Raw genomic sequence first — 22,398 nt, 5'->3', positions numbered from 1 at the left:
CGGTGTGCAACGCCACGGTTACCGGGTACTTCGCGGCGATCACGTGGGCGAACTCGGCGAGCGCGACCGCACCGGTCACCATGTCCTTCACCCCCAGTCCGGAGCCGAATTCGGCTCCGCCGGTGGAGAACTGGATGATCCCGTCACTGCCCGCGTCGGCGAACCCCTTGATCGCGGCGTTGATGGTCTCCGAGGAGGTGCAGTTGATGGCCGGGAACGCGAAGTGGTGCTCCTTGGCGCGATCGAGCATCTCCGTGTAGACCTCTGGGGTTGCGATGGGCATGAAGCGTCCTCTCGGCGGGAACGGGTGCGTCTGGGAGGCAGTATGTCAAACCCCACCGGTATGTTGGGGGCTCATGACGACCACCCTCGCGGCCATGCCCGACATCCTGGACCCGATGTACTGGCTGGGCGAGGGCGGCTTGTTCGCCTCCGCCGTGCTGCCCGGCATCCTGACCATCGTCTTCATCGAGACCGGCCTGCTGTTTCCGCTGCTTCCCGGCGACTCGCTGCTGTTCACCGGCGGTCTGCTGGCGGCCGCGCCGAACCCCCCGGTCAGCATCTGGGTGCTGGTTCCCGCGGTGACGTTGGTGGCCATCCTGGGCGATCAGTGCGGCTACTTCATCGGCCGCCGGATCGGCCCGGCACTGTTCGACAAGGAGGACTCCCGGTTCTTCAAGAAGCGCTACGTGACCGAATCGCACGCATTCTTCGATCGCCACGGGCCCAAGACCATCATCCTGGCCCGTTTCGTCCCGATCGCCCGCACCTTCACCCCGGTGCTGGCCGGAGTTTCCTACATGCGCTACCCGGTGTTCCTCGCCTTCGACATCGTCGGCGGCATCCTCTGGGGTGCCGGGGTCACCCTGCTCGGCTACTTCCTGGGTAATGTCCCGTTCGTCAGGAACAACCTGGAACTGATGATTCTGCTGATCGTGTTCCTCTCGGTCCTGCCGGCGCTGACCGCGGTGGGCCGCAATGTGCTGCGCCGCCGCGGCGCGCTGCCCGAGGAGACCTAGGCGTGTTGTCTCAGGACGTTGGTGACATGTGAATGGACGAGTGCGGGTCTGCTGCATATCTCGTGGACCGTCACGTCTGGATTTTGAGTACCTCTGAAGCAAGGAGTTCTCCCCGGTCTTCCTGAAGGAAGTGGCCGGCGCCTTGCACTTGAACTTGTTGGACTGCTGTTGGTATCAGGTCGCAGAAGAACTGGGTCAAGTTCAGCGGCGATCCTGGCAGGCCCGCATCGTGCTCGCCCCAGCCACCGTGCACAGGATTCTGGTCCGGCGCGGCATCAACCACCTGCGCAGCCTCGAGGGGATCGCCATGCCAGGGTCAAAGCCGGCTTAGTTGTCACCGTAGGCAGTCGAAATACGAGGGCGGCCTCAGCCGTCCAGAGCGAACTGGATCTCCTCGGCGAGGGAAACAGCCGGGCTATCAGGCTGATCCGACTGTCGGATGTCGGAGTTGACGACGACCACGACCGAGGTCTGCTTCTGCGGGTGGTGGGCGGCGTAGGTGGTGTACCCGGGAACCGACCCGTCGTGACCCAACCACCCGCGGACGGAGAAGAATCCCAGTCCGTAGGTCGCGTCCGGGTCGTCCGGGTCCAGCCGCCCCACCTCGGTACCCACCGAGGCCTCGCGCTCGCGCTGAATCTCCTCGGAGACCAGGCCACCGCCGCTGGCGAGCACCTGGGTCCAGGTGCGCAGGTCGTCGAGGGTCGAGATCATCGCCCCCGCGGTGAACTCCCAGGACGGGTTCCAGAAAGTGGCGTCGCGGACGGGCCCGCCCGGGGGCAGCGGGATGCCCAGCTCCGCGACTTCGGCCCCCGGCTGGTCGGTGATTCCGTTCAGGTGCGGTTGCGGCAGATCCGGGGACTGCCCCGCGAAGGACGTGCCGGACAATCCGAGTGGCTCGAAGAGATTGCTCTGGAACACCTCGGCGACCGGGCGGCCGGTGACCTTCTCGATCACCATCCCGAGCAGCACCGTGTTGGTGTTGCTGTAGTGGAATCTGCTCCCCGCCGGGAACAGTGCGGGCTGGTTCTTGGCGTAGTCGACCAACTGCTCGGGGGTGACGACCGTTCCCGCGGGGTCGGCCGCCCAGGCCCGGACGAAGTCGAGGTTGTCGTTGTAACTGGGGATGCCGCTGGTCATCCGGGCCAGGTCACGTAACGTCGCGGTGTCTCCGTTGGGCAGCCCGGCGATGTAGGTGCCGATGGTGTCGGCCAGGGAGACCTCTCCCCGGTCGACCAGTTGGAGCAACGCCATCACGGTGAACGTCTTTGTCACGCTGCCGATCCGGGTGTGATCGGAGCGTGTGGGCGGACGGTCGGAGTCGCGGTCGGCGGCTCCGGTCACGCCGATCCAGGCGCCGCCGGGAGTCCACAAACCGGCTATCGCACCGGGGTAGCCGTGGTCGGTGCGGTGGGAGTCCAGGCGGGCCTGCAAGCGGGCGCGCAGCGATTCGGCGATCTGGGCCTCGGATTGCGCGGAGACCGGCGCGGGAGCCTCGGCGGGGGGCGCGGTACAACCGACTGTCAGCAGGGCTGCGGCCACTGCCGCAACGAGCCTCATCGGACGACCGTAGCAAGTCGAGTCATGGAACGGGATCGTCTCCGGCGCTGTGGCCAATTCAAGTCCGGAAGCCGGCTGAGCGGCTAGTTTTTCGAGGGTGGATATCGGAGAGTGGCGTCAATGACGGATCCGTCGCCGGGCACATTGCTCGACAGCCGGCCGGTGGCCACCGCAATCTCAGGGGGACAGGCCTGGCGCATTACCTATGTGTCCCGCGACGTTTGCGACGTCGCTCATGACGTCACCGGCCTGGTGATCAGGCCCACCGCGCGCGATGCCCGACCGCCCCAACTGTCATTCGACGACCTCGCCATGTAACCAATGTCATGAGATGACACACCTAGGGGCGTTTACGGCCAGGTCCCGTTGCGGTTCGGGCCCTGCAGAGCCGCACCCGGGATGGGCGTGTTGCTCAACGCGGCAATGCACAGACCCAACCGGCCAGGCAGGCAAGGGATGTTGCCCGAGCCTCCATAGCTGTTGCTCGGGCTGTTCTGCGACCAGCAGACCCCGGTGATGGGGTCTGCCCACTGCCCACCGGGGCAAGGCGCGGCTTCTGCGGTTGTCACAGTCGGGGCCGACAGCAGTGCCCCGCCCAGGACGGCAGCCGCCACCAGTCGAGAAGACTTGGATCGGATTGACATGAGGTTCTCCGTGGGTAGGTTCGGCCGGGCGGTCAGGACGGGAGGGTGATCTTGGTCTTCTCGTGGATGAAGTCGCCGGCGTCGATGACGACCTGCTCCTGTCCCTTCGGCGCCTCGCCGTTCAACTGCAGGACGAACAACCCGTCCTTGCCGGGAATGACGATGGTCTCCTGCCCGACGGCCCGCTCCTTGCCCTCCCAGACGTAGGTGCCGACGTACCTGACGCCGTCATAGCCGTCGAACCTGGTGCGTTCCGGTGGTCCGCTGTTGGGCTTGAAACCGGGCAGTTCGTCGAGCTGGCCGGACGCCAGTTCCAGGATCTTGTCCGGGTCGACGTTCCCGGTGAGCTTGGAGGCGATCGCATAGATGAACGGCTGGTCCGTCGGATCGGCCGGCTTGCTGTACGCGATGGCGCCGTAGGCCCAGTCCGGTGTCTGGTCGCCCACCACGAACCAGTCCGGCGGGATCGGGAAGGCGATCTCGGGCGTTCCCGGCTGGCCCTTCTCGAACGGCAGCTCGGCGATCTTGTTATCCGTGATGTAGCGGTTGAGGGTCTCCCCACGCGCGGGGACGTCGACCCCCTCGGCTGCCTGACCGTGCGCGCCCTCAGCGGCGCCCGGTTCCCCGGGCGACCCGGTCCAGATGGTCGGGGTGACCGCCGGACCGGTATAGGGCTTCTCGGTTCTGGGGGCGCAGCCGACGAGCGCACCGGTCACGGTCAGAGTGACCAGCGCCCCCGTCGCCAAAGCCGTGATGTTCTTCATCGGGTCGCCTTCTCCTTCACCGATCGCGGGCTTGGCCCGACTATAACCGTGAAAAGGCCTTCGGATGCGCTCAAGCCGGCCCGCGCTGGCCGGCGACCCGGCCTAACCGGCGACGGCGTGCGCGGCCTCCATCAGCATCCAGCCCGAAACCTGAACGGACAGATCGCGTTCCGGTTCGGCGGATTCGGCGACCGCCCCGTCGACCTTCTCCCCGACTTTCCGGCCGCCACCCGGCACGACGGCGGTACGGTTCCAGAACGCGCTGAACAGCGGCAGGCCGTCTACATCCTGGCGGTTGTCCCACGCGGCGCGGGCAGAGGCCAGGACGATGGCGCGGGCGGCGTCGCGGGCAGCGGCGTCCTCGCCGCCGTCGCCGGGCAGCTCGTTGGCGGCCAGGGCCAGATAGCGTGCGGTGATGCCGGCGAAGAGTCCGCCGTCCCCGCCGCCGGCACCCCGGAGGACGCCGTCGTTCGTCATGTGCTCGGCGATCGCGGGCACCAGTCGACGCACCCGGGCGCGGTGGCGCGGGTCTCCGGTCCGGACCGCCAGTTCGGTTTCCAGGCCGACCACGACACCCTGGCAGTAGGTGTACTGGGCGCGCACCAGGGATCCCTCCTTGATGCCGTCGAACACCAGATGGGTCTCCGGGTCGATCAGCGTCTCCTCGATCCAGTCGGCCATCTCGGCCGCGCGGTCGAGATTGCCGTGACGGGCCAGGAAGATACCGGCCGGGCCGTTGGCCGGGGCGTTGAAGAACTGGTCCTGCTTGCGCCACGGGATCCCGCCCCCCGCGCCCGGGGCCCACGACCCGACCAACTGATCGGACAGAGTGGCCAGCGCCTTTGGGTTGGGGACCCCGGCCAGCCGGCCGGCCCGCTCGAGGGCCAGCGCGAGCCAGGCCATGTCGTCGTAGTAGCTGTTGGTCCAGCGGCCGTTGTTGCGGGTGAAGTGGCCCCGGATCTGCCGCTTGATCTTCTCCACCCGGTCCGGCGACGGGTCGCGGACCTCGGCGTCGACCAGGGTGTCCAGCAGGTGCGCCTGCCACCAGTAGTGCCAGGTGGCGAAGCTCAGGTCCTTAGCCGTGGGCGGCCAGCCCACCACACCGAGTTGGGTGCCGGGAACCTGCAGCAGTTTGCGCAGGTGCCGGGCGGCGATGGCGGCCTCGGCGCTGGCCGCCCGGTTCTTCCATTGCTGGTCCATGGATGGCAATCCTGCCCTAACCGAGCCCACGACAGGTCGGACTGGACCTACCGGCCGAAGAAATGTCGGACGCCGCCTACCAGGCCGAGGAGATATCGGACCACCGCCGGATCCAGGCGTGCATGGCGATGCCGGCGGCGACTCCGGCGTTGATGCTGCGGGTGGAACCGAACTGGGCGATCGACACCGTGAAGTCCGCGCCGGAGAGGGCCGCCTCCGAGATGCCGGGGCCCTCCTGCCCGAACAGCAGCAGGCAGTCCGCGGGGAGGTCGGTCCGCTCCAGGCGGAGCGCGCCCGGGACGTTGTCGACGGCGACCACCGTCAGCCCCGCGTCGCGGGCGAAGGCCATCAACTCCGCGGTTGTGTCGTGGTGGGCGAGGTGCTGGTAGCGGTCGGTGACCATGGCCCCGCGGCGGTTCCAGCGGCGGCGTCCGACGATGTGGACGGTGTGCACGGCGAAGGCGTTCGCGGTCCGCACCACCGCGCCGATGTTGGCGTCGTTGCCGAAGTTCTCGATAGCCACATGCAACCGGTGCCGGCGACGGTCGATGTCGGCGACGATGGCCTCGCGGCGCCAGTAGCGATAGGCGTCGACGACGTTGCGGCTGTCGCCGTCGCGCAGAAGTTCGGGGTCGTAACGGGGGTCGTCGGGCGGTAGCCCGGGATGGGTCTGCGCCCACGGTCCCACGCCGGGGGTTCCGGTGGACCATTCGGTGGGCCCGGGTTCGGTCATCGCCACAGCAGATCCACCGTGGCGAACCGCCCCGCCGGACGTCCGACCATCGCCACCGTGCACTCGCCGAGGCCGGGAAGGTCAGGGACGAGCGTGTGCGCACCGACCGGGAAGGCCAATCCGCCCGTCGCCGCGACCCGGGTGCCGTCGTCGAGTTCCACGCCCGCGATACGGCCCTGTTCGAGGATCATTGCCGACATCGGATGTCCCGAGTCGGGCACACCCGCCTCGCGGGCACGATCGGCCAGCCAGGTGAGCACGTCGCCGTCCGGAACATCACCGAGGAACGCCGCGGTGATCGTCGCACCGTCCTCGGTGCGCATCGGGATGAGCAACTCGGGCACCTGGGTGAACATCACTCCGAACGGTGACCGCAGACAGTGCGCCGACCATTGCCGAAGTCGCTCACCGAAGAAGGTCTCCAACCTGACCCGCTTGCCGGTGGGCGCCGGGGGCGGCGGCGAGACCCGCGCGAAGCTGAACGCAGGTGCCGGGCGGTGCCGCCCCGCCTCCAGGTCCGCTGTCATCGCCGTGAACCACGCGGCGGTCAACTCGTCGGGTTCAGCGGGTGGCTGGACGAGCAGGACATCGAGATCGTTTGCCGCACAGCAGATGCCGTAAGCCAGCACACCGGGACTGGTGCCGACGCAGACGACGTCCACGACGTCATCCCAGTCGGGCGCGGAATCGTCGTCGTCGAACTCAATCATCGGTGAGGCCGAGATCGGCCAGACCGAGGATGCTGCGGTAGGGCACCCCCTCGGCCTCGATCGCCTCGGCCGCCCCGGTGGCCCTGTCGACCACCGTCGCGACGCCGACCACCGTGGCTCCCGCCTCGCGCACCGCGCGCACGGCCGTCATCGCCGAACCGCCGGTCGTACTGGTGTCCTCCACGACGAGCACTCGCCGGCCCACGATGTCGGCGCCTTCGATGAGGCGTTGCATCCCATGGCTTTTCACCGCCTTGCGGACCACGAAAGCGTCAATGGGTCGGCCGGGGGCGTGCAGGACGGCGCATGCCACCGGGTCGGCACCCATGGTCAGCCCACCGACCGCGGCGTAGTCCCAGTCCGCGGTGAGTTCGCGCACCAGCCGACCGATCAGCGGGGCGGCCTGATGGTGCAGGGTGGCGCGGCGAAGGTCGACGTAGTAGTCGGCCTCCTTGCCCGACGACAACGTGACGCGGCCGAACACCACGGATAACCGCCGGACCAGCGCAGCCAGTTCGGTGCGCGCGCCGGCGTCGAGGCGCGGAACCTCGCCATCGGGTCCGGTGTGTTCAGGTGCGGTCACGACCACGTCCTATTCTCTTGGCGAAACCGCGGACCAAGGGCCGCGGTATCAGGCGCCCCGCCGCGGTGAGGGCCTTGTACTGCAGTCCCGGAACGCTGACGACCGTGCCTTTGGCCACATCGGCCAGGCTCTCCTCGACCACGTCGTCGACCGTCAGCCACAACGGCCGGGGGATGGAGGCCATGTCGATGCCGGCCCGTTGGTGGAACTCGGTGCGGACGAAACCGGGACAGACCGCGTGCACGCCCACGCCGGTTCCGGTCAGACCGTTGGCCAGCCCCTCGGAGAAGAACACCACCCACGCCTTGGACGCCGAATAGGTGGATCCCCGGCCGGGCAGCAGTCCGGCGACCGAGGCGATGTTGATCACGCTCCCGCGGCCGGCGGCCAGCATCGGCGGCAGGGCGGCTCGGGTCAGGTGCATCACGGCGGTGACGTTGACGTCCAGTTGCCGTTGCAGCAGTTCGGGATCGGCTGTCCAGAACTCGCCCGAGGTGCCGAATCCGGCGTTGTTGACCAGCACCTGAACGCCCTTGGCGAGTCGGTCGCCGACGGTCTGCCGGCCCTCGGACCGGGCCAGGTCGGCGGGCAGCACCTCCACGTCGACGCCGTGGGCGATGCGCAGTTCGGCGGCCAGCGCCACCAGTCGGTCGACATCGCGGGCCACCAGGACCACGTCGTGACCGTCACGCGCGAAACGGCGCGCGTAACCCTCACCCAGACCGGAGGTCGGGCCAGTGATCAGGGCAACCGGGCGAGGCACCCCGCCACCCTATCGGGGCCGGGTCAGGTCAGGTAGTTCGGCGCCTGGGTGCCGGTCCGCGGCGGCTGGGTCCGCAGCAGTGGCGGGGCCTCGCTGCGGCCGGGCGGGAGTTCGCGGGGCTGCGGACGGCCCGGTTCGCCGGCCCGCCCGGCGGCCGACGCGGCGGCCTGCGCCGGGATCGGGGGCAGGACCCGCAGCAGGTCGTTGAATTGCCGCACGGTGCGGAGCCCCTCGTCCCATTCGGCGCGGGTGGACGAGATCGGCATGGCCAGCAGGGTCCAGTTCTGCTCGTTCCACAGGATCTCGGCGAAGTCCGGGGCGGTGTGGGCGAAGGTCACCATGCGCCGGTCGCAGGCCCGGCGCGCGGCGTCGAGGTTGTTGGAGTAGACCATCCGCTGGCCGATCGCGCCGAGCAGCCAGACGTCGTTCTCCCGGGGCTCCTTGACGCCTTCGAGGCGCATGTCCATGACGATGTTGGTGCCGACCTTGCGGTGCAACGCGATGACGGTGGCCACGTCCTCGAGGTCGAAGACGTAGACGGCCTCGCCGCGGACCTGGCCGAGCACCACGTTGCGGGCGGTGGCCTCGCCGACGGTCGACATGACCCCGCGCTTCCAGCGGTCGAGGATCTCGGTGGATTGCTCCTCGTAGTCGAAACCCTGCGCGCGAGCCCAGGACTTCCGCCGCCGGCCCAGGCCGCGGCGACGGCCGATCTCGATGTACAGCAGGACTCCCGCACCCACGAAGCAGAGTGCGGACATCGTGAACCAGAACGGGACCATTGGCGCCTAGCCTAACCGCTCGCCGCCGCTCGGCGAGAGCCCCTACAGGTCACAACAGAGTCACCTTTGTCTCGCGAGCAGACGCCGACGCCCCCGACACGCCGGGCGTGCGGGGGCGTTCGCGTCTGCTCGCGGGCCCTAGCCCAGGATCAGCGTGTCACCGTCGGGGGCGACGTTGACCGGCACGACGTCGCCGTCGTGGATCTCCCCGGCCAGCAGCATCTTGGCCAGCCGGTCGCCGATGGCCTGCTGCACCAGGCGGCGCAGCGGCCGGGCGCCGTAGAGCGGGTCGAACCCCCGCTCGGCCAGCCATTCCTTGGCCGGCAGCGACACCTGCAGTTCCAGCCGCCGCTGGGCCAGTCGCTTCTGCAACTGGGCCAGCTGGATGTCGACGATCCGGACCAGTTCCTCAGGACTGAGCGCGTCGAAGATCAGCACGTCGTCGAGGCGGTTGATGAACTCCGGCTTGAACGCCGCGCGCACCGCCGCCATCACCTGATCGGCGTCGCCGCCGGAACCGAGGTTCGAGGTCAGGATCAGAATGGTGTTGCGGAAATCGACCGTGCGGCCCTGACCGTCGGTCAGCCGTCCCTCGTCGAGCACCTGCAACAGCACGTCGAACACATCCGGGTGGGCCTTCTCGACCTCGTCGAACAGCACCACCGTGTAGGGCCGTCGGCGCACCGCCTCGGTCAGCTGACCGCCCTGGTCGTAGCCGACGTAGCCCGGAGGAGCGCCGACAAGCCTTGCCACCGAATGCTTTTCGCCGTACTCGCTCATGTCGATGCGCACCATGGCGCGCTCGTCGTCGAAGAGGAAGTCGGCCAGCGCCTTGGCCAGTTCGGTCTTTCCGACGCCGGTGGGGCCGAGGAACAGGAACGACCCGGTGGGCCGGTTGGGGTCGGCGACCCCGGCGCGGCTCCGCCGGACCGCATCAGAAACCGCAGCAACCGCGGCTTTCTGACCGATAACCCGGTGCCCGAGTTCCTCCTCCATCCGCAGCAGCTTGGCGGTCTCACCCTCGAGCAGCCGGCCGGCCGGGATGCCGGTCCAGGACGCCACCACGTCGGCGATGTCGTCGGGTCCGACCTCCTCCTTGAGCATGACGCTCTCGCGGGCTCTGTTCTGGCCGCCGGCCGAAGACACTGCGGCGTCGAGTTGCTTCTCCACCTCCGGGATGCGGCCGTAGCGAAGTTCGGCGGCCTTGGCCAGATCGCCGTCGCGCTCGGCCCGGTCGGCCTCTCCGCGCAGGATCTCAAGTTGCTCCTTGAACTCCCGCACGACGTCGATGGCGTTCTTCTCGTTCTGCCACCGGGTGGTCAGCTCGGCCAGTTTCTCCTTCTGGTCGGCCAACTCGGCGCGCAGTTTCTCCAGGCGGTCCCTGGAGGCATCGTCGGACTCCTTCTCCAGGGCCATCTCCTCGATCTCCAGGCGGCGCACCAGGCGCTCCACCTCGTCGACCTCGACGGGCCGGGAGTCGATCTCCATCCGCAGCCGGGAGGCGGCCTCGTCGACCAGGTCGATGGCTTTGTCCGGCAGGAATCGGCTGGTGATGTAGCGGTCGGACAGCGTCGCGGCGGCGACCAGCGAGGAGTCGGTGATCCGCACGCCGTGGTGCACCTCGTAACGGTCCTTCAGGCCGCGCAGGATGCCGACGGTGTCCTCCACCGAGGGTTCGCCCACGAACACCTGCTGGAAGCGGCGTTCCAGGGCGGCGTCCTTCTCGATGTACTTGCGGTACTCGTCGAGGGTGGTCGCGCCGACCAGGCGCAGTTCGCCGCGGGCCAGCATCGGCTTGATCATGTTGCCGGCGTCCATCGCGCCCTCACCGGTCGCCCCGGCGCCGACGATGGTGTGCAACTCGTCGATGAAGGTGATGATCTGGCCGGCGGATTCCTTGATCTCGTCGAGCACCGCCTTGAGGCGTTCCTCGAACTCCCCGCGGTACTTGGCTCCCGCAACCATCGACCCGAGGTCCAGGGAGATGACGGTCTTGTCCCGCAGGCTCTCCGGCACGTCGCCGTCGATGATGCGCTGGGCCAGACCCTCGACGATCGCGGTCTTGCCGACGCCGGGCTCGCCGATCAGCACCGGGTTGTTCTTGGTGCGCCGGCTCAGCACCTGGATGACGCGGCGAATCTCGTTGTCGCGCCCCACAACCGGGTCCAGCTTGCCGTCACGGGCACGCGCGGTCAGGTCGGTGGAGTACTTCTCCAGGGCCTGGTAGCTGGACTCCGGGTCGGCGCTGGTGACCCGGGCGCTGCCGCGGACCTTGACGAAGGCGTCGCGCAGCGCCTGCGGCGAGGCGCCGGCGTTGGTGAGCATCTTGGCGACGTCGGAGTCGCCGCTGGCCAGTCCGTAGAGCAGGTGCTCGGTGGAGACGAACTCGTCGCCCATCTCGGTGGCCAGTTGCTGGGCGGTGTTGATGGCGGCCAGCGACTCCCGGCTCAGTTGCGGCTGCGAGGTCGCCCCACTGGACGACGGAAGCCGGTCGACGAGGCGTTGGGCCTCGGCCCGGATGGTGGCCGGGTTGACGCCGACCGCTTCGAGCAGCGGTGCCGCGATGCCGTCGGTCTGGGTGAGCAGCGCCAACAGCAGGTGAGCGGGCCGGATCTCCGGGTTGCCGGCCGTACTCGCGGCCTGCAACGCGGCGGTCAGCGCCGCCTGGGTCTTCGTGGTCGGGTTGAACGAGTCCACTCCGACATCCTCCATTTCTCCTGGTACAAGCTTGTCGAGGTATACAACACCGGTAGCCTTGAGTCTGTTCCGCTCAAGTCTAGTGAATCGGCCCGGTGCGGCGATAGGGACTTCCGGCACCCATGCCGGGGCGTGCTGCTCACCCGGTCGCCCCGAAGAGCGACGCCACCGTCTCCGCTTTGGGGACTTTCGCCCCTTACGTCCAGACGCGGGGTTGGACGACCATCACAGGGTGGGATTCGAGGGGGCGGTTGTGGCCAAGACGCCCGAGGAGATCGACGGCATCGCGTGGAAGTTCCTGTGCTCGGCGTTCACCGGGCGGGACTACTGGGACTGGACGCTGGAACGCCGTGTCGACGCCTTCCTGCGCCACCTGGAATGCCCCGAAATCCTCAATGACGGCGCCGCCTACAGCACGCTGATCGACCGCGTGATGGCCCACTTCCCACGGGCCCGGCGCGACGGCGTTCTGGACCCGCCGCGCCGGTAGTGGACGGCAATGGACGACGGGATCATCCATAAACGGCCCGAGGACCTGACGGTCCCCCCGAATCTCGACGACTACGACGCCACTCGCGCGTCATTCACCTGGTCACAGGTGCCCGACCTCTGCCGCGGAATGGGACCCGGCGGTTGCAACATCGCCTACGCGGCGGTGGACCGGCACAGCGAGGGACCCGGAGCGGACAAGACCGCCCTGCGATTCGTCGCTGACACACCGGATGGGAATGCGCTCACCACCCGAGACCTCTCCTACGCCGAACTCGGGCGGCTCACGAGGAAGTTCACCAACGTGCTGCGCGGCCTCGGAATCGGCAAGGGCGACAGGGTCTTCGTCATCATGGGCCGTGCTCCGGAGCTCTACATCAGCATCCTCGGGGCACTGCGCAACGGCAGCGTCGTCTCGCCGCTGTTCTCCGCCTTCGGGCCGGAACCGATCGCCACCCGGGTGAACATCGGCGCCGCCGACGTCCTGGTGACGACCGCCGCGATCTACAAGCGCAAGATCGCCGGAATCCGCGCGGAACTGCCGTCGGTCGCACACGTGCTCGTGGTGGGCGATCCGGCGGAGGACATCCCCGGCACGCACAACTTCGGCACCCTGATGGATCAGGCGAGCGACGACGCGCGGATCGAACACACCGGGCCCGACGACCCGTCGCTGCTGCACTTCACCAGCGGCACCACCGGCACACCCAAGGGCGCCCAGCACGTGCACGGCGCGGTGGCGATGCACTACATCACCGGCCTTTTCGCGCTGGATCTTCACCCCGACGACATCTACTGGTGCACAGCCGATCCCGGCTGGGTGACCGGAACGGCGTACGGCATCGTCGCGCCGTTGCTGCACCGAGTCACCTCGATCATCGACGAGGCGGAGTTCGACGCCGAACGTTGGTACCGAATCCTGCAGGACCAGGCAGTCACCGTCTGGTACACCGCACCGACGGCGGTGCGGATGCTGATCAAAGCCGGGCCCGATCTGCCCGCCAGGTACAGCTTCCCCCATCTGCGATTCATCGCCAGCGTCGGCGAACCGCTCAACGCCGAAGCGGTCTGGTGGGGCGAACGAGTGCTGGGACTACCGATTCACGACAACTGGTGGCAGACCGAGACCGGCGGCATCATGGTGGCCAACACACCCGCCTTCGATGTCAAGCCCGGCTCGATGGGCCGGCCACTTCCCGGCGTGGACGTCCTGGTGGTCGACCACGACGAGGAGACCGGCGCGGTGGACGTCGTCGACAAGCCCGGCGTCGAAGGCGAACTCGCACTGCGGGTCGGCTGGCCGTCGATGTTCCGCGGCTACCTGGACCAGGAAGAGCGCTACCGCAGGTGTTTTCACGGGGATCTGTATCTGTCCGGGGATCTGGTCAAGCGCGACGCCGACGGCTACCTCTGGTTCGTCGGCCGCGCCGACGACGTCATCAAGGCCTCCGGGCACCTGATCGGCCCGTTCGAGGTGGAGAACGTCCTGACCGACCACCCTGCGGTCGCCGAGGCGGCGGTGATCGGAAAGCCGGACCCGACCTACGGCGCGATCGTGAAAGCCTTCGTCACCCTGAAGTCCGGGTACACCGGCGACGACGCCCTGCGCCGCGACCTGATGGGCCACGCCCGAAAGCGACTCGGTGCGGCGGTGGCGCCCAAGGAGATCGACTTCGTCGACTCCCTTCCGCACACCCGAAGCGGCAAGATCATGCGCCGACTGCTCAAGGCCCGCGAACTCGGACTTCCCGAGGGCGACACGTCGACCATCGAGACGCCGGGGGTCAAGGCGTGAGCGAGGTGGACCCCGGGTTGGCCCGCGAGTTGCTGACCGACATGACCCGGATCAGGCGCATGGAGGAGAAGTGCGCGGAGATGTACAGCGCCGGCAGGATTCGCGGCTTCCTGCACCTCTACGTCGGCCAAGAGGCGGTGGCTGCGGGGTCGCTGCGGGTGCTCGGTCCCGACGATGCGGTGATCGCCACCTACCGCGAGCACGCCCATGCGCTGCTGCGCGGCATCCCGATGACCAAGATCATGGCCGAGATGTACGGCAGGCAGGAAGGCTGCTCCGGCGGGCGCGGCGGATCAATGCACCTGTTCGACGCCGGCCGGCGCTTCTACGGCGGCAACGCCATCGTGGCAGCCGGGCTGCCACTGGCCGCCGGGCTGGCCCTCGCCGACAAGCAGCTCGGGCGGAATCGGCTCAGCGCCTGCTATTTCGGCGAGGGAGCGACCGCCGAGGGCGCCTTCCACGAGACGATGAACATGGCGGAACTGTGGCAGCTGCCGGTGCTGTTCTGCTGCGAGAACAATCGGTACGCCATGGGCACGGCCATCGAACGGGAACTGTCCCAGGTGGATCTGGTCGCCAAGGCCGCGGCCTACCGCGTGCCGGGCGCCTCGGTCGACGGGATGGACGCGCTGGCCTGCCACTCCGCTATGCGACAGGCCGTCGAGCACATCCGGACGGCGGGCGGACCCTACTTCCTGGAGTTCCGCACCTACCGGTTCCGGCCGCACTCGATGTTCGACCCGGAGTTGTACCGTGACAAGGCCGAGGTCGCCGAGTGGCGCGACCGACACGACCCCATCCGCACCCTCACCGAACGCCTCGCCGCCGAGGGTCTCCTGACCGCCGGGGATGTCGCGGCCATCGAGGCCGCGGTCGCCGCCGAGGTCGACGGAGCGGTGGCCTACGCCGAGGCCGGAACGTTGGAGAGCGTCGACACGCTGACCCGCGATGTGATGACACCCGGCGGCGGCGCATGAAGACCACCTACCGCGGCGCCGTCCACGACGCGATCGCCGACGCCATGCGGGCGGACGAACGCGTCGTGCTGCTCGGCGAGGACGTCGGCCGCTACGGCGGAACCTACGCGGTGTCCAAGGGAATGCTCGAGGAATTCGGCCCCGAGCGGATTCGGGACACCCCGCTCTCCGAGCTCGCCTTCGTGGGCATCGGGATCGGAGCCGCCCTCGGCGGGCTACGGCCCATCGTCGAGTTGATGACGGTCAACTTCAGCCTGCTGGCCCTGGACCAGATCGTCAATACCGCTGCGGCACTTCGCCACATGTCGAACGGACAGTTCTCGGTGCCGGTGGTGGTGCGGATGGCCACCGGCGCGGGCCGGCAGTTGGCCGCGCAGCACTCGCACAGCCTGGAGAACTGGTACGCGCACATCCCGGGCATCACCGTGCTGGCACCGGCCACCGTCGCCGACGCCTACGGAATGCTGCGCTCCGCGCTGGTCGCGCCGGACCCGGTGATCATCGTCGAGCATGTGGGGTTGTACAACCTGGCTGCGGACCCGGAGTCCCTGTCCGCCACCGATATCAGTCGGGCAGCGCTGCGCCGCAACGGTTCCGACGCGACGGTGATCGCATACGGCGGGTGCTTACCCAAGGCACTGGACGCGGCCGGGCGACTGGCTGAGGCCGGCATCGAATGCGACGTCGTCGACCTCCGCGTGCTGCGCCCACTCGACGACGCCACCATCATGGCGTCGGTCCGCAAGACCCACCGGGTGGTGGTGGTGGACGAGGCCTGGCACACCGGCAGCCTGGCCGGGGAGATCAGCGCCCGCATCGTCGAGCAGGCGTTCTACGAACTCGATGCCCCGATCGCCCGGGTGTGCACCGCCGAGGTGCCTATCCCCTACGCCAAACACCTCGAGGAAGCAGCGCTTCCGCAGCCCGAGAAGATCGTGACCGCCGTTCGCGGGCTGTTCGGATGATCGAATTCTCGATGCCGGCACTCGGGGCGGACATGGACGAAGGCCGACTCGACGAGTGGCGGATCAAACCCGGCGACACGGTGACCCGCGGTCAGATCGTGGCCGTCGTCGAGACCACCAAGGCGGCCGTGGAGATCGAGTGCTGGCACGACGGCGTGGTCGACAAGATACTGGTGCCGGTGGGAGCGACAGTCGCCGTCGGAACACCACTGGCAACACTGCTGGAACCGGGCGAGCAACCCGGGGCGGCGCCATCGCCTGCCGAACCGGCTTCGGCGACACCAGTCGCTGCGCAGGCCATCACCGGAGTCGTTACACCGCAGCATGTCTCGGATACCGTCGGGCACCGGCTATGGGTATCCCCGGTGGCGCGCCGCACCGCTGCCGCGCTGGACGTGGACCTCAAGGCCGTCACCGGCACCGGGCCGCAGGGGGCGGTGACACTGCGCGATGTCGAGCACGCCGCCGCCTCGAAGTCCGCGAGAGCCGGTCACCAGGGGCCCGGAACCACGCCGGCCCCGGCGGGGGGCGCCCAGAAGTCGGCCGCCGAGAAGGCCCGGGAGCGCGGGGCTGCCATGCGCGCGTCCATCGCCGCGGCGATGAGTCGCTCCAAGCGCGAGATCCCGCACTACTACCTGTCGGACGAGATAATCCTCGACACCGCGTTGGCGTGGCTGACCGAACAGAACGCCGGCCGCCCGATCACCGAACGGATCCTGCCGGCCGTGTTGCAACTCAAGGCCGTCGCACTGGCCGCCTGCGAGTTCGGCGAGTTCAACGGGTTCTGGCGCTCGGATGCCGCCGGGGAGCACTTCGAGCCCGCGACCGGCACCCACGTCGGCGTGGCGATTTCGCTGCGCGGCGGCGGTCTGGTGGCCCCGGCCATCCACGATGTCGCCGAGAAGCCGCTGCCGGAACTGATGGCGGACCTGACCGACCTGGTGGCTCGGGCCCGGGCCGGCTCGCTGCGCAGTTCGGAGATGTCGGATCCGACCATCACCGTGACCAACCTCGGCGACAACGGCGTCGACTCCGTCTTCGGCGTCATCTACCCAGAGCAGGTCGCCATCGTCGGGTTCGGCCGGCCGGCCCAGCGCGTGGTCGTCGTCGACGGCGGGATCCGGGTCGCCACCACGGTGCATTCCAGCCTGGCCGCCGATCACCGCGCCAGCGACGGCGCCCGTGGAGCGCTGTTCCTGGCCGAGATCAACCGGCTGCTGCAGCGGCCCGGCGAACTCCAGACGCCCCGATGAGAGGAGAACCGTGAGCAGTGAGACCCGCGCCGGAGTGGTGGCCGAACTTCTCGACATCGCGCCCGAGATCGAGGAGGCCGACCTGAGCGACAGCGAGTTGCTGCGCGACCAGGTCGATCTGGACTCGATGGACTGGCTGAACTTCCTGATCCGGTTGCACAAGCGCTTCGAGGTCGACATCCCCGAGTCCCGGTACGCCTCGCTGCGGACGATCGACGACCTCACCAGCTACATCGACCAGCACCGCTGATGGGGTGTGCGGCTTGGTCAACCCCGGATCGTTCATGGCACAATCCGACAATGGCCCAGTTGCCCTCAGTCGTGCTGAAAGACCCGTCGTCGGCCCTCACCGCGACCTTCGTCCCGTCCGCGGGCATGGTCTGCACCTCGCTGTCCGACGGAGGGGTGGAACTGCTCGGTCAGCGGCGCGGCCTGAACGCCTACCTGACGACCGGCAAGACCATGGGCATCCCGATCCTCTACCCGTGGGCCAATCGGCTGTCCGCCAACGGCTACGCGGTCGACGGCGGCGCGGTGACGCTGACCCCGGGCGTGGGCGGGGTGCGTTCCGACGAGCACGGTCTGGTGATCCACGGGGTGCTGGCGGCCTATCCCGGCTGGCTGGTCACCGAGCAGGAGGACAACCGGTTCATCGCCGACCTCGACTACGGCGGACAGCCCCGGCTGCTGTGCAGCTTCCCGTTCCCGCACGTCGCGACCCTGGACATCAGACTGGTGGACAGGGCGCTGACCATCGAGACCACGATCACCCCGACGACGTCGGCCTCGGTGCCGCTGTGCTTCGGCTTCCACCCGTACCTGACCATCCCGGGAGTGCCGCGATCGGAGTGGGTGCTGGAGACCCCGCCGATGCGCCACCTGCCGGTGGACAACTGGGGTATCCCGACCGGCGCCACCGAGGAGTGGCCGGCCAAGACCGAGAAGCTGGAGAGCCGGGTATTCGACGACGGCTTCGACGAGGTGCCGCAGGGCGGGGTGTTCGCGCTCTCCGGCGGGGACCGTCGCATCGAGGTCGTCTTCGACACCGGCTATCCCGCGGCGCAGATCTTCGCCCCCAACAACGACGACGTGGTGGGCATCGAGCCGATGGCCGCCCCGACCAACGCGCTGCGCAAGGGAAACTACAACAAGGCGGTGCCGGGCCGGCCGGCCGTCTCGACGTTCACCATCAGGGTCAAGTAGGGAAACACCCCTTCACGCCGAGAGTGCGCTCCCTGCGAGATTCAGCGCGTTTTTTCGCACTGGAGGCACACTCGGCGAAGCGTTCAGCGGACGCGCGGTTTCCAGACCACCACGGCGGTGCTCTTGGGCACCACCGCCAGGTCCCGGCGCGGCCGGGAGCGGGACAACTCGTCGGCCATTTCGGTGACCCGGGACTGCAGCGCCTCCACCTGGTTGGTTAGCTCGATGATCCGCTTGATCCCGGCGAGGTTCACGCCCTCGTCCTGGGAGAGGCGCTGGATCTCGCGCAGCAGTTCGACGTCGCGTTCGGAGTAGCGCCGCCCCCCACCGGCGCTGCGCTCCGGACTGACCAGGCCCAGCCGGTCGTAGGTGCGCAGGGTCTGGGCGTGCATGCCGGCCAACTCCGCCGCCACCGAGATCAGGAACGTGCGTGTCCCGCGGGGCTCGTTGGCAGCGGTCATGGCCGGTTACCCACCCACCCCGCGCGTGGGTCGAAACCGCTGGACTTCTCCGCGGCCGCGTAGGCCTCGAGGGCCTCCAGCGCCGAGCCCTCAAGGTGGGGCGGCACCGCCACCTTCACCGTCACCAGCAGGTCTCCGGCACCGCCGCCGCGCTTGGGAACCCCGCGACCGCGCACCCGCAGGATGCGCCCGTCGGCGGTTCCCTTGGGCACCTTCACGCCGACTTTGCCGTCCAGAGTCGGAATCGAAAGCGTTGTGCCCAAAGCCAATTCGGTGAAGCTGACCGGGACCGTCACGGTGAGGTCGTCGCCGTCGCGGCCGAAGACCTTGTCGGGCCGGACGTGCACCGTGACGTACAGATCGCCCGACGGGGCGCCACGCAGGCCGGCTTCACCCTGGCCGGCCAGCCGGATCCGCTGGCCGTTCTCCACACCTGGCGGGATGCGAACGTTGATGGTGCGGGTGCGGGTCGTCACGCCGGTGCCACGGCATTCGTCGCAGGGGTTCTCGATGGTCGAGCCGCTGCCCCGGCATTCGGTGCACGGTTCGGAGAATCCGAACGCGCCCTGGTTGCGGTTGACCACCCCGGAGCCGTTGCAGTTGGCGCACATCTTCGGGCTGGTGCCCGGACGCGCACCGCTGCCGTGGCAGTTGGTGCAGGGCGCCGGGCTGGTCAGCCGCAGCGGCATGGCCACGCCCTTGGTGGCCTCCAGGAAGTCCAGGTCGGTCTCGGTCTCCAGGTCCTTGCCGCGCTGAGGGCGGCTGGCACGGGGTTGGGCGGCGCCGCGGCCGAACAGCCCGCCGAACAGGTCGCCGATGTTGGCTCCGCCTTCCTGCCCGGCCTGGCCGAACAGGTCGTTGAGGTTGAAACCGCCGCCGTCGTAGCCGCTGAAGCCGCCGCCACCACCGAAGCGGCGACCGAAACCGCCGCCGGCGAACATCCGGCGAGTCTCGTCGTACTCCTTGCGTTTGGCCTTGTCGGTCAGCACATCCCGGGCTTCCCCGACCTCCTTGTACCGCTCCTCCGCGGTCGGGTTGTTCGGGTTGCGATCGGGATGGTTCTCGGCGAGCAGTTTCTTGGCGACCCGCCTGATCTCGTCGTCGCCGGCGTCGGAGGAGACGCCGAGCACCTTGTAGAAATCCTTCTCAACCCACTCCCGCTGGACCACGCGGCGTCACCTCCTGTCGTCGCTCCGTGCGGTTACTGATCTGATTCTGCGTTCTCTGCGGCCGGCTGCGGCTGCTCTGACGGCGTGTCGGCCCGCTCTGTGACCTCGACGGTATCGACGACCTCGACGGTATCGACAACCCCCACCAGGGCGGGACGCAACACGAACTCGCCGAGCTTGTAGCCCTTGCGCATCACATGGCCGATGACCAGCTGTTGGGAAGGTCCCCCGGAGCCGTCGCCCTCGTGTTGCACCGCCTCGTGCAGAGACGGGTCGAACGCCTCGCCCTCGGCGCCGAACTCGGCCAGGCCCGTGCCGGTCAGCGCCGCGGCGAGCTTGTCGGCGACCGACTTCAGCGGGCCGCCCTCCAGGTCGCCGTGGCTGCGGGCGCGGTCCAGGTCGTCCAGCACCGGCAGGAGCTGGCTCACCACGACGGCCTTGGCCCGCTCGCCGGCCGCCTCCTGGTCGCGGAGCGCGCGTTTGCGGTAGTTGGCGAAGTCGGCCTGCACCCGCTGCAGGTCGGCGGTCAGTTCGGCGACCTTGTCGGCGCCGGGGGCCTCCGGCGCCGGCCCACCAGGGGCCGGGCCGGAGGCTGCGCCGGTTCCAGAGTCGCGAATCTCGCCGGTCTCCGGGTCGATGCGACGCTTGTCGGTCACCGTCACCGGTTCCTCAGCCTCGCGGCTCCCAGACCTGTCCCGGGTCGCTTCGCTCCTGCCCTCCGGCTCGGTCACCTGTTCTCCTGATCGTCCTCGACGACCTCGGCGTCCACCACGTCATCGGCACCCGAACCGCCCGGGCGCCCGGACTCGCCGGCCGCCTGCTCGGCCTGGGCCGCCTCGTACATGGCCTGACCCAACGCCTGGGACTCGGTGCCCAGCCGCTCCATCGCGGACTTGATCGCCCCGATGTCAGAGCCGTTCAGCGCCGTCTTGGCGTCGGCGATCGCGGTGTCGACCTTGAGCAGGGTGTCCTCGGGAACCTTGGATCCGGCCCCTCCTTCCGCGCGCTGTTCGGAGACGAACTTCTCCGTCTGGTAGACCAGCGACTCGGCCTGGTTGCGGACGTCGGCCTCCTCGCGACGCTTGCGGTCCTCGTCGGCGTGCGCCTCGGCGTCCTTGATCATCCGGTCGATCTCCTCCTTGGACAGGCCGGAGCCCTCCTGGATCTTGATCGTGTTCTCCTTGCCGGTGCCCTTGTCCTTGGCCGTGACATGCACGATGCCGTTGGCGTCGATGTCGAAGATGACCTCGATCTGGGGCACGCCGCGCGGAGCCGGCGGGATGCCGGTCAGCTCGAAGCTGCCGAGCAACTTATTGTGCGCCGCGATCTCGCGCTCACCCTGATAGACCTGGATCTGCACCGACGGCTGGTTGTCGTCGGCGGTGGTGAAGGTCTCCGACCGCTTGGTCGGGATGGTGGTGTTGCGCTCGATCAGCTTGGTCATCACGCCGCCCTTGGTCTCGATACCCAGACTCAGCGGTGTGACATCAAGCAGCAGAACATCTTTGACCTCGCCCTTGAGCACGCCGGCCTGAAGCGCCGCGCCGACCGCGACGACCTCGTCGGGGTTGACACCCTTGTTGGGCTCCTTGCCGCCGGTCAGTTCCTTGACCAGATCGGTGACCGCGGGCATGCGGGTCGAGCCGCCGACGAGCACCACGTGGTCGATATCGGACACCGAGATACCGGCGTCCTTGATCACCTGCTGGAACGGCGCACGGGTGCGGTCGAGCAGATCCTGGGTGATCTTCTGGAACTCCGAACGGGTCAGCTGCTCATCGAGGAACAGCGGATTCTTGTCCGCGTCGACGGTGATGTAGGGCAGGTTGATCGACGTGCTCTGGCCGGAGCTGAGCTCGATCTTGGCCTTCTCGGCGGCCTCGCGAAGCCGCTGCATCGCCATCTTGTCCTTGGTCAGGTCGATGCCGGCACTGGCCTTGAACTTGTCCACGAGCCAGTCGACGATCCGGTCATCCCAGTCATCGCCACCGAGGTGGTTGTCACCGGAAGTGGCGCGAACCTCGACCACGCCGTCGCCGATCTCCAGCAGCGAGACGTCGAACGTGCCGCCGCCGAGGTCGAAGACCAGGATGGTCTGCTCCTTGCTGCCCTTGTCCATGCCGTAGGCCAGGGCCGCGGCGGTGGGCTCGTTGACGATGCGCAGGACGTTCAAGCCGGCGATCTGGCCGGCTTCCTTGGTGGCCTGACGCTGGGCGTCGTTGAAATAGGCCGGCACGGTGATGACCGCGTCGGTGATGTCCTCACCCAGGTAGCTCTCGGCGTCGCGCTTGAGCTTCTGCAGCGTGCGCGCGCTGATCTCCTGGGCGGTGTAGTTCTTGCCGTCGATGTCGACGGACCAGTCGGTGCCGATGTGGCGCTTGACTGACCGGATGGTGCGGTCGACGTTGGTGACCGCCTGGTTCTTGGCGGGCTGGCCCACCAGCACTTCGCCGTTGCGTGCGAAAGCCACCACTGACGGCGTCGTGCGGGAACCCTCCGAGTTGGCGACGACGACCGGGTCGCCACCCTCGAGGACTGAGACGACGGAGTTGGTGGTCCCGAGGTCGATGCCGACCGCACGAGCCATGTTCGTATTCCTCCTGGTAGACACTTCTTCTTCGGACAGACACT

General features: G+C 68.4%; 24 protein-coding genes. 9 read left to right on the top strand and 15 right to left on the bottom strand.

Annotated elements, in window-relative coordinates:
- On the bottom strand, positions 1-283 hold a 283-nt coding region (locus tag ADBZ5U_RS04990), incomplete at its 3' end, for a class II fructose-bisphosphate aldolase (RefSeq protein WP_526262990.1).
- A 73-nt stretch (positions 284-356) separates the two neighbouring features.
- On the opposite strand from ADBZ5U_RS04990, the gene ADBZ5U_RS04985 reads away from it, so the two are divergent.
- Positions 357-1,019, top strand: coding sequence for a VTT domain-containing protein (locus ADBZ5U_RS04985; protein WP_526262988.1), 663 nt, complete (start codon positions 357-359; stop codon positions 1,017-1,019).
- A gap of 70 nt (positions 1,020-1,089) precedes the next feature.
- On the opposite strand, the gene ADBZ5U_RS04980 is transcribed toward ADBZ5U_RS04985, so the two are convergent.
- The gene (locus ADBZ5U_RS04980) at positions 1,090-1,302 is read right to left on the bottom strand and encodes a hypothetical protein (RefSeq protein ID WP_526262986.1); all 213 of its coding nucleotides are present in this window, start codon (positions 1,300-1,302) and stop codon (positions 1,090-1,092) included.
- A gap of 83 nt (positions 1,303-1,385) precedes the next feature.
- Entirely contained in the window at positions 1,386-2,579 is a 1,194-nt protein-coding gene (locus tag ADBZ5U_RS04975) for a serine hydrolase domain-containing protein (RefSeq protein WP_526262984.1), read from the bottom strand.
- A gap of 120 nt (positions 2,580-2,699) precedes the next feature.
- On the opposite strand from ADBZ5U_RS04975, the gene ADBZ5U_RS04970 reads away from it, so the two are divergent.
- Positions 2,700-2,897, top strand: coding sequence for a hypothetical protein (locus ADBZ5U_RS04970; protein WP_526262982.1), 198 nt, complete (start codon positions 2,700-2,702; stop codon positions 2,895-2,897).
- A 358-nt stretch (positions 2,898-3,255) separates the two neighbouring features.
- Here the strand turns inward: ADBZ5U_RS04970 and ADBZ5U_RS04965 are convergent, their stop codons facing one another.
- From ADBZ5U_RS04965 to clpB, 8 genes are all read right to left on the bottom strand, one after another.
- On the bottom strand, positions 3,256-3,987 hold the full coding sequence (locus ADBZ5U_RS04965) for an LpqN/LpqT family lipoprotein (protein ID WP_526262980.1): 732 nt from the start codon (positions 3,985-3,987) through the stop codon (positions 3,256-3,258).
- Between the two features lie 102 nt (positions 3,988-4,089).
- The gene (locus tag ADBZ5U_RS04960) at positions 4,090-5,187 is read right to left on the bottom strand and encodes a glycoside hydrolase family 76 protein (RefSeq protein ID WP_526262978.1); all 1,098 of its coding nucleotides are present in this window, start codon (positions 5,185-5,187) and stop codon (positions 4,090-4,092) included.
- Between the two features lie 76 nt (positions 5,188-5,263).
- Positions 5,264-5,920 (bottom strand): TrmH family RNA methyltransferase, encoded by a 657-nt coding sequence (locus ADBZ5U_RS04955; RefSeq protein WP_526262976.1) that lies wholly within the window; start codon positions 5,918-5,920, stop codon positions 5,264-5,266.
- The gene (locus tag ADBZ5U_RS04950) at positions 5,917-6,630 is read right to left on the bottom strand and encodes a hypothetical protein (protein WP_526262974.1); all 714 of its coding nucleotides are present in this window, start codon (positions 6,628-6,630) and stop codon (positions 5,917-5,919) included. Before ADBZ5U_RS04950 ends, ADBZ5U_RS04955 begins: the two co-directional genes overlap by 4 nt.
- A complete protein-coding gene (pyrE, locus tag ADBZ5U_RS04945) occupies positions 6,623-7,144 on the bottom strand; it encodes an orotate phosphoribosyltransferase (RefSeq protein ID WP_526262994.1) in 522 nt (173 codons plus the stop codon). The genes ADBZ5U_RS04950 and pyrE overlap by 8 nt, the downstream gene beginning before the upstream one ends.
- Positions 7,145-7,199: 55 nt before the next feature.
- Positions 7,200-7,976: an SDR family NAD(P)-dependent oxidoreductase gene (locus tag ADBZ5U_RS04940; protein WP_526262972.1), complete on the bottom strand. Its 777-nt coding sequence runs from the start codon at positions 7,974-7,976 to the stop codon at positions 7,200-7,202.
- Between the two features lie 23 nt (positions 7,977-7,999).
- The gene (gene ttfA / locus ADBZ5U_RS04935) at positions 8,000-8,758 is read right to left on the bottom strand and encodes a trehalose monomycolate transport factor TtfA (protein ID WP_526262970.1); all 759 of its coding nucleotides are present in this window, start codon (positions 8,756-8,758) and stop codon (positions 8,000-8,002) included.
- 138 nt (positions 8,759-8,896) lie between these two features.
- Complete coding sequence (clpB, locus tag ADBZ5U_RS04930; protein WP_526262968.1) at positions 8,897-11,455, bottom strand: ATP-dependent chaperone ClpB; 2,559 nt, start codon at positions 11,453-11,455, stop codon at positions 8,897-8,899.
- A 232-nt stretch (positions 11,456-11,687) separates the two neighbouring features.
- Between clpB and ADBZ5U_RS04925 the strand changes: the two genes are divergently transcribed.
- The 7 genes from ADBZ5U_RS04925 to ADBZ5U_RS04895 are packed head-to-tail and all read left to right on the top strand — an operon-like array spanning position 11,688 to position 18,137.
- The gene (locus ADBZ5U_RS04925) at positions 11,688-11,945 is read left to right on the top strand and encodes a hypothetical protein (RefSeq protein ID WP_526262966.1); all 258 of its coding nucleotides are present in this window, start codon (positions 11,688-11,690) and stop codon (positions 11,943-11,945) included.
- Positions 11,946-11,954: 9 nt separating this feature from the next.
- A complete protein-coding gene (gene acsA, locus ADBZ5U_RS04920; protein WP_526262964.1) occupies positions 11,955-13,739 on the top strand; it encodes an acetate--CoA ligase in 1,785 nt (594 codons plus the stop codon).
- A 5-nt stretch (positions 13,740-13,744) separates the two neighbouring features.
- A complete protein-coding gene (gene pdhA, locus ADBZ5U_RS04915; RefSeq protein WP_526262992.1) occupies positions 13,745-14,716 on the top strand; it encodes a pyruvate dehydrogenase (acetyl-transferring) E1 component subunit alpha in 972 nt (323 codons plus the stop codon).
- A complete protein-coding gene (locus ADBZ5U_RS04910; protein WP_526262962.1) occupies positions 14,713-15,681 on the top strand; it encodes an alpha-ketoacid dehydrogenase subunit beta in 969 nt (322 codons plus the stop codon). Before pdhA ends, ADBZ5U_RS04910 begins: the two co-directional genes overlap by 4 nt.
- Positions 15,678-16,934 (top strand): 2-oxo acid dehydrogenase subunit E2, encoded by a 1,257-nt coding sequence (locus ADBZ5U_RS04905; protein ID WP_526262960.1) that lies wholly within the window; start codon positions 15,678-15,680, stop codon positions 16,932-16,934. The genes ADBZ5U_RS04910 and ADBZ5U_RS04905 overlap by 4 nt, the downstream gene beginning before the upstream one ends.
- A 10-nt stretch (positions 16,935-16,944) precedes the next feature.
- Positions 16,945-17,184: an acyl carrier protein gene (locus ADBZ5U_RS04900; protein ID WP_526262958.1), complete on the top strand. Its 240-nt coding sequence runs from the start codon at positions 16,945-16,947 to the stop codon at positions 17,182-17,184.
- Positions 17,185-17,234: 50 nt separating this feature from the next.
- Positions 17,235-18,137, top strand: a complete 903-nt coding sequence (locus tag ADBZ5U_RS04895) for an aldose 1-epimerase (protein ID WP_526262956.1) — start codon at positions 17,235-17,237, stop codon at positions 18,135-18,137.
- Between the two features lie 83 nt (positions 18,138-18,220).
- Here the strand turns inward: ADBZ5U_RS04895 and ADBZ5U_RS04890 are convergent, their stop codons facing one another.
- From ADBZ5U_RS04890 to dnaK, 4 genes are read right to left on the bottom strand one after another with little or no spacing between them, the layout of a single operon-like run.
- On the bottom strand, positions 18,221-18,598 hold the full coding sequence (locus ADBZ5U_RS04890) for a heat shock protein transcriptional repressor HspR (protein WP_526262954.1): 378 nt from the start codon (positions 18,596-18,598) through the stop codon (positions 18,221-18,223).
- Positions 18,595-19,767, bottom strand: a complete 1,173-nt coding sequence (gene dnaJ, locus ADBZ5U_RS04885) for a molecular chaperone DnaJ (RefSeq protein ID WP_526262952.1) — start codon at positions 19,765-19,767, stop codon at positions 18,595-18,597. The genes ADBZ5U_RS04890 and dnaJ overlap by 4 nt, the downstream gene beginning before the upstream one ends.
- Before the next feature lie 32 nt (positions 19,768-19,799).
- A complete protein-coding gene (gene grpE / locus ADBZ5U_RS04880) occupies positions 19,800-20,498 on the bottom strand; it encodes a nucleotide exchange factor GrpE (RefSeq protein WP_526262950.1) in 699 nt (232 codons plus the stop codon).
- Positions 20,495-22,354 (bottom strand): molecular chaperone DnaK, encoded by a 1,860-nt coding sequence (gene dnaK / locus ADBZ5U_RS04875; RefSeq protein ID WP_526262948.1) that lies wholly within the window; start codon positions 22,352-22,354, stop codon positions 20,495-20,497. The genes grpE and dnaK overlap by 4 nt, the downstream gene beginning before the upstream one ends.
- Positions 22,355-22,398 lie beyond the last annotated feature (44 nt).

This window comes from Mycobacterium sp. (assembly GCF_040398885.1).
GTDB lineage: Bacteria > Actinomycetota > Actinomycetes > Mycobacteriales > Mycobacteriaceae > Mycobacterium.
This window is presented reverse-complemented; position numbering and strand designations above follow the sequence as displayed.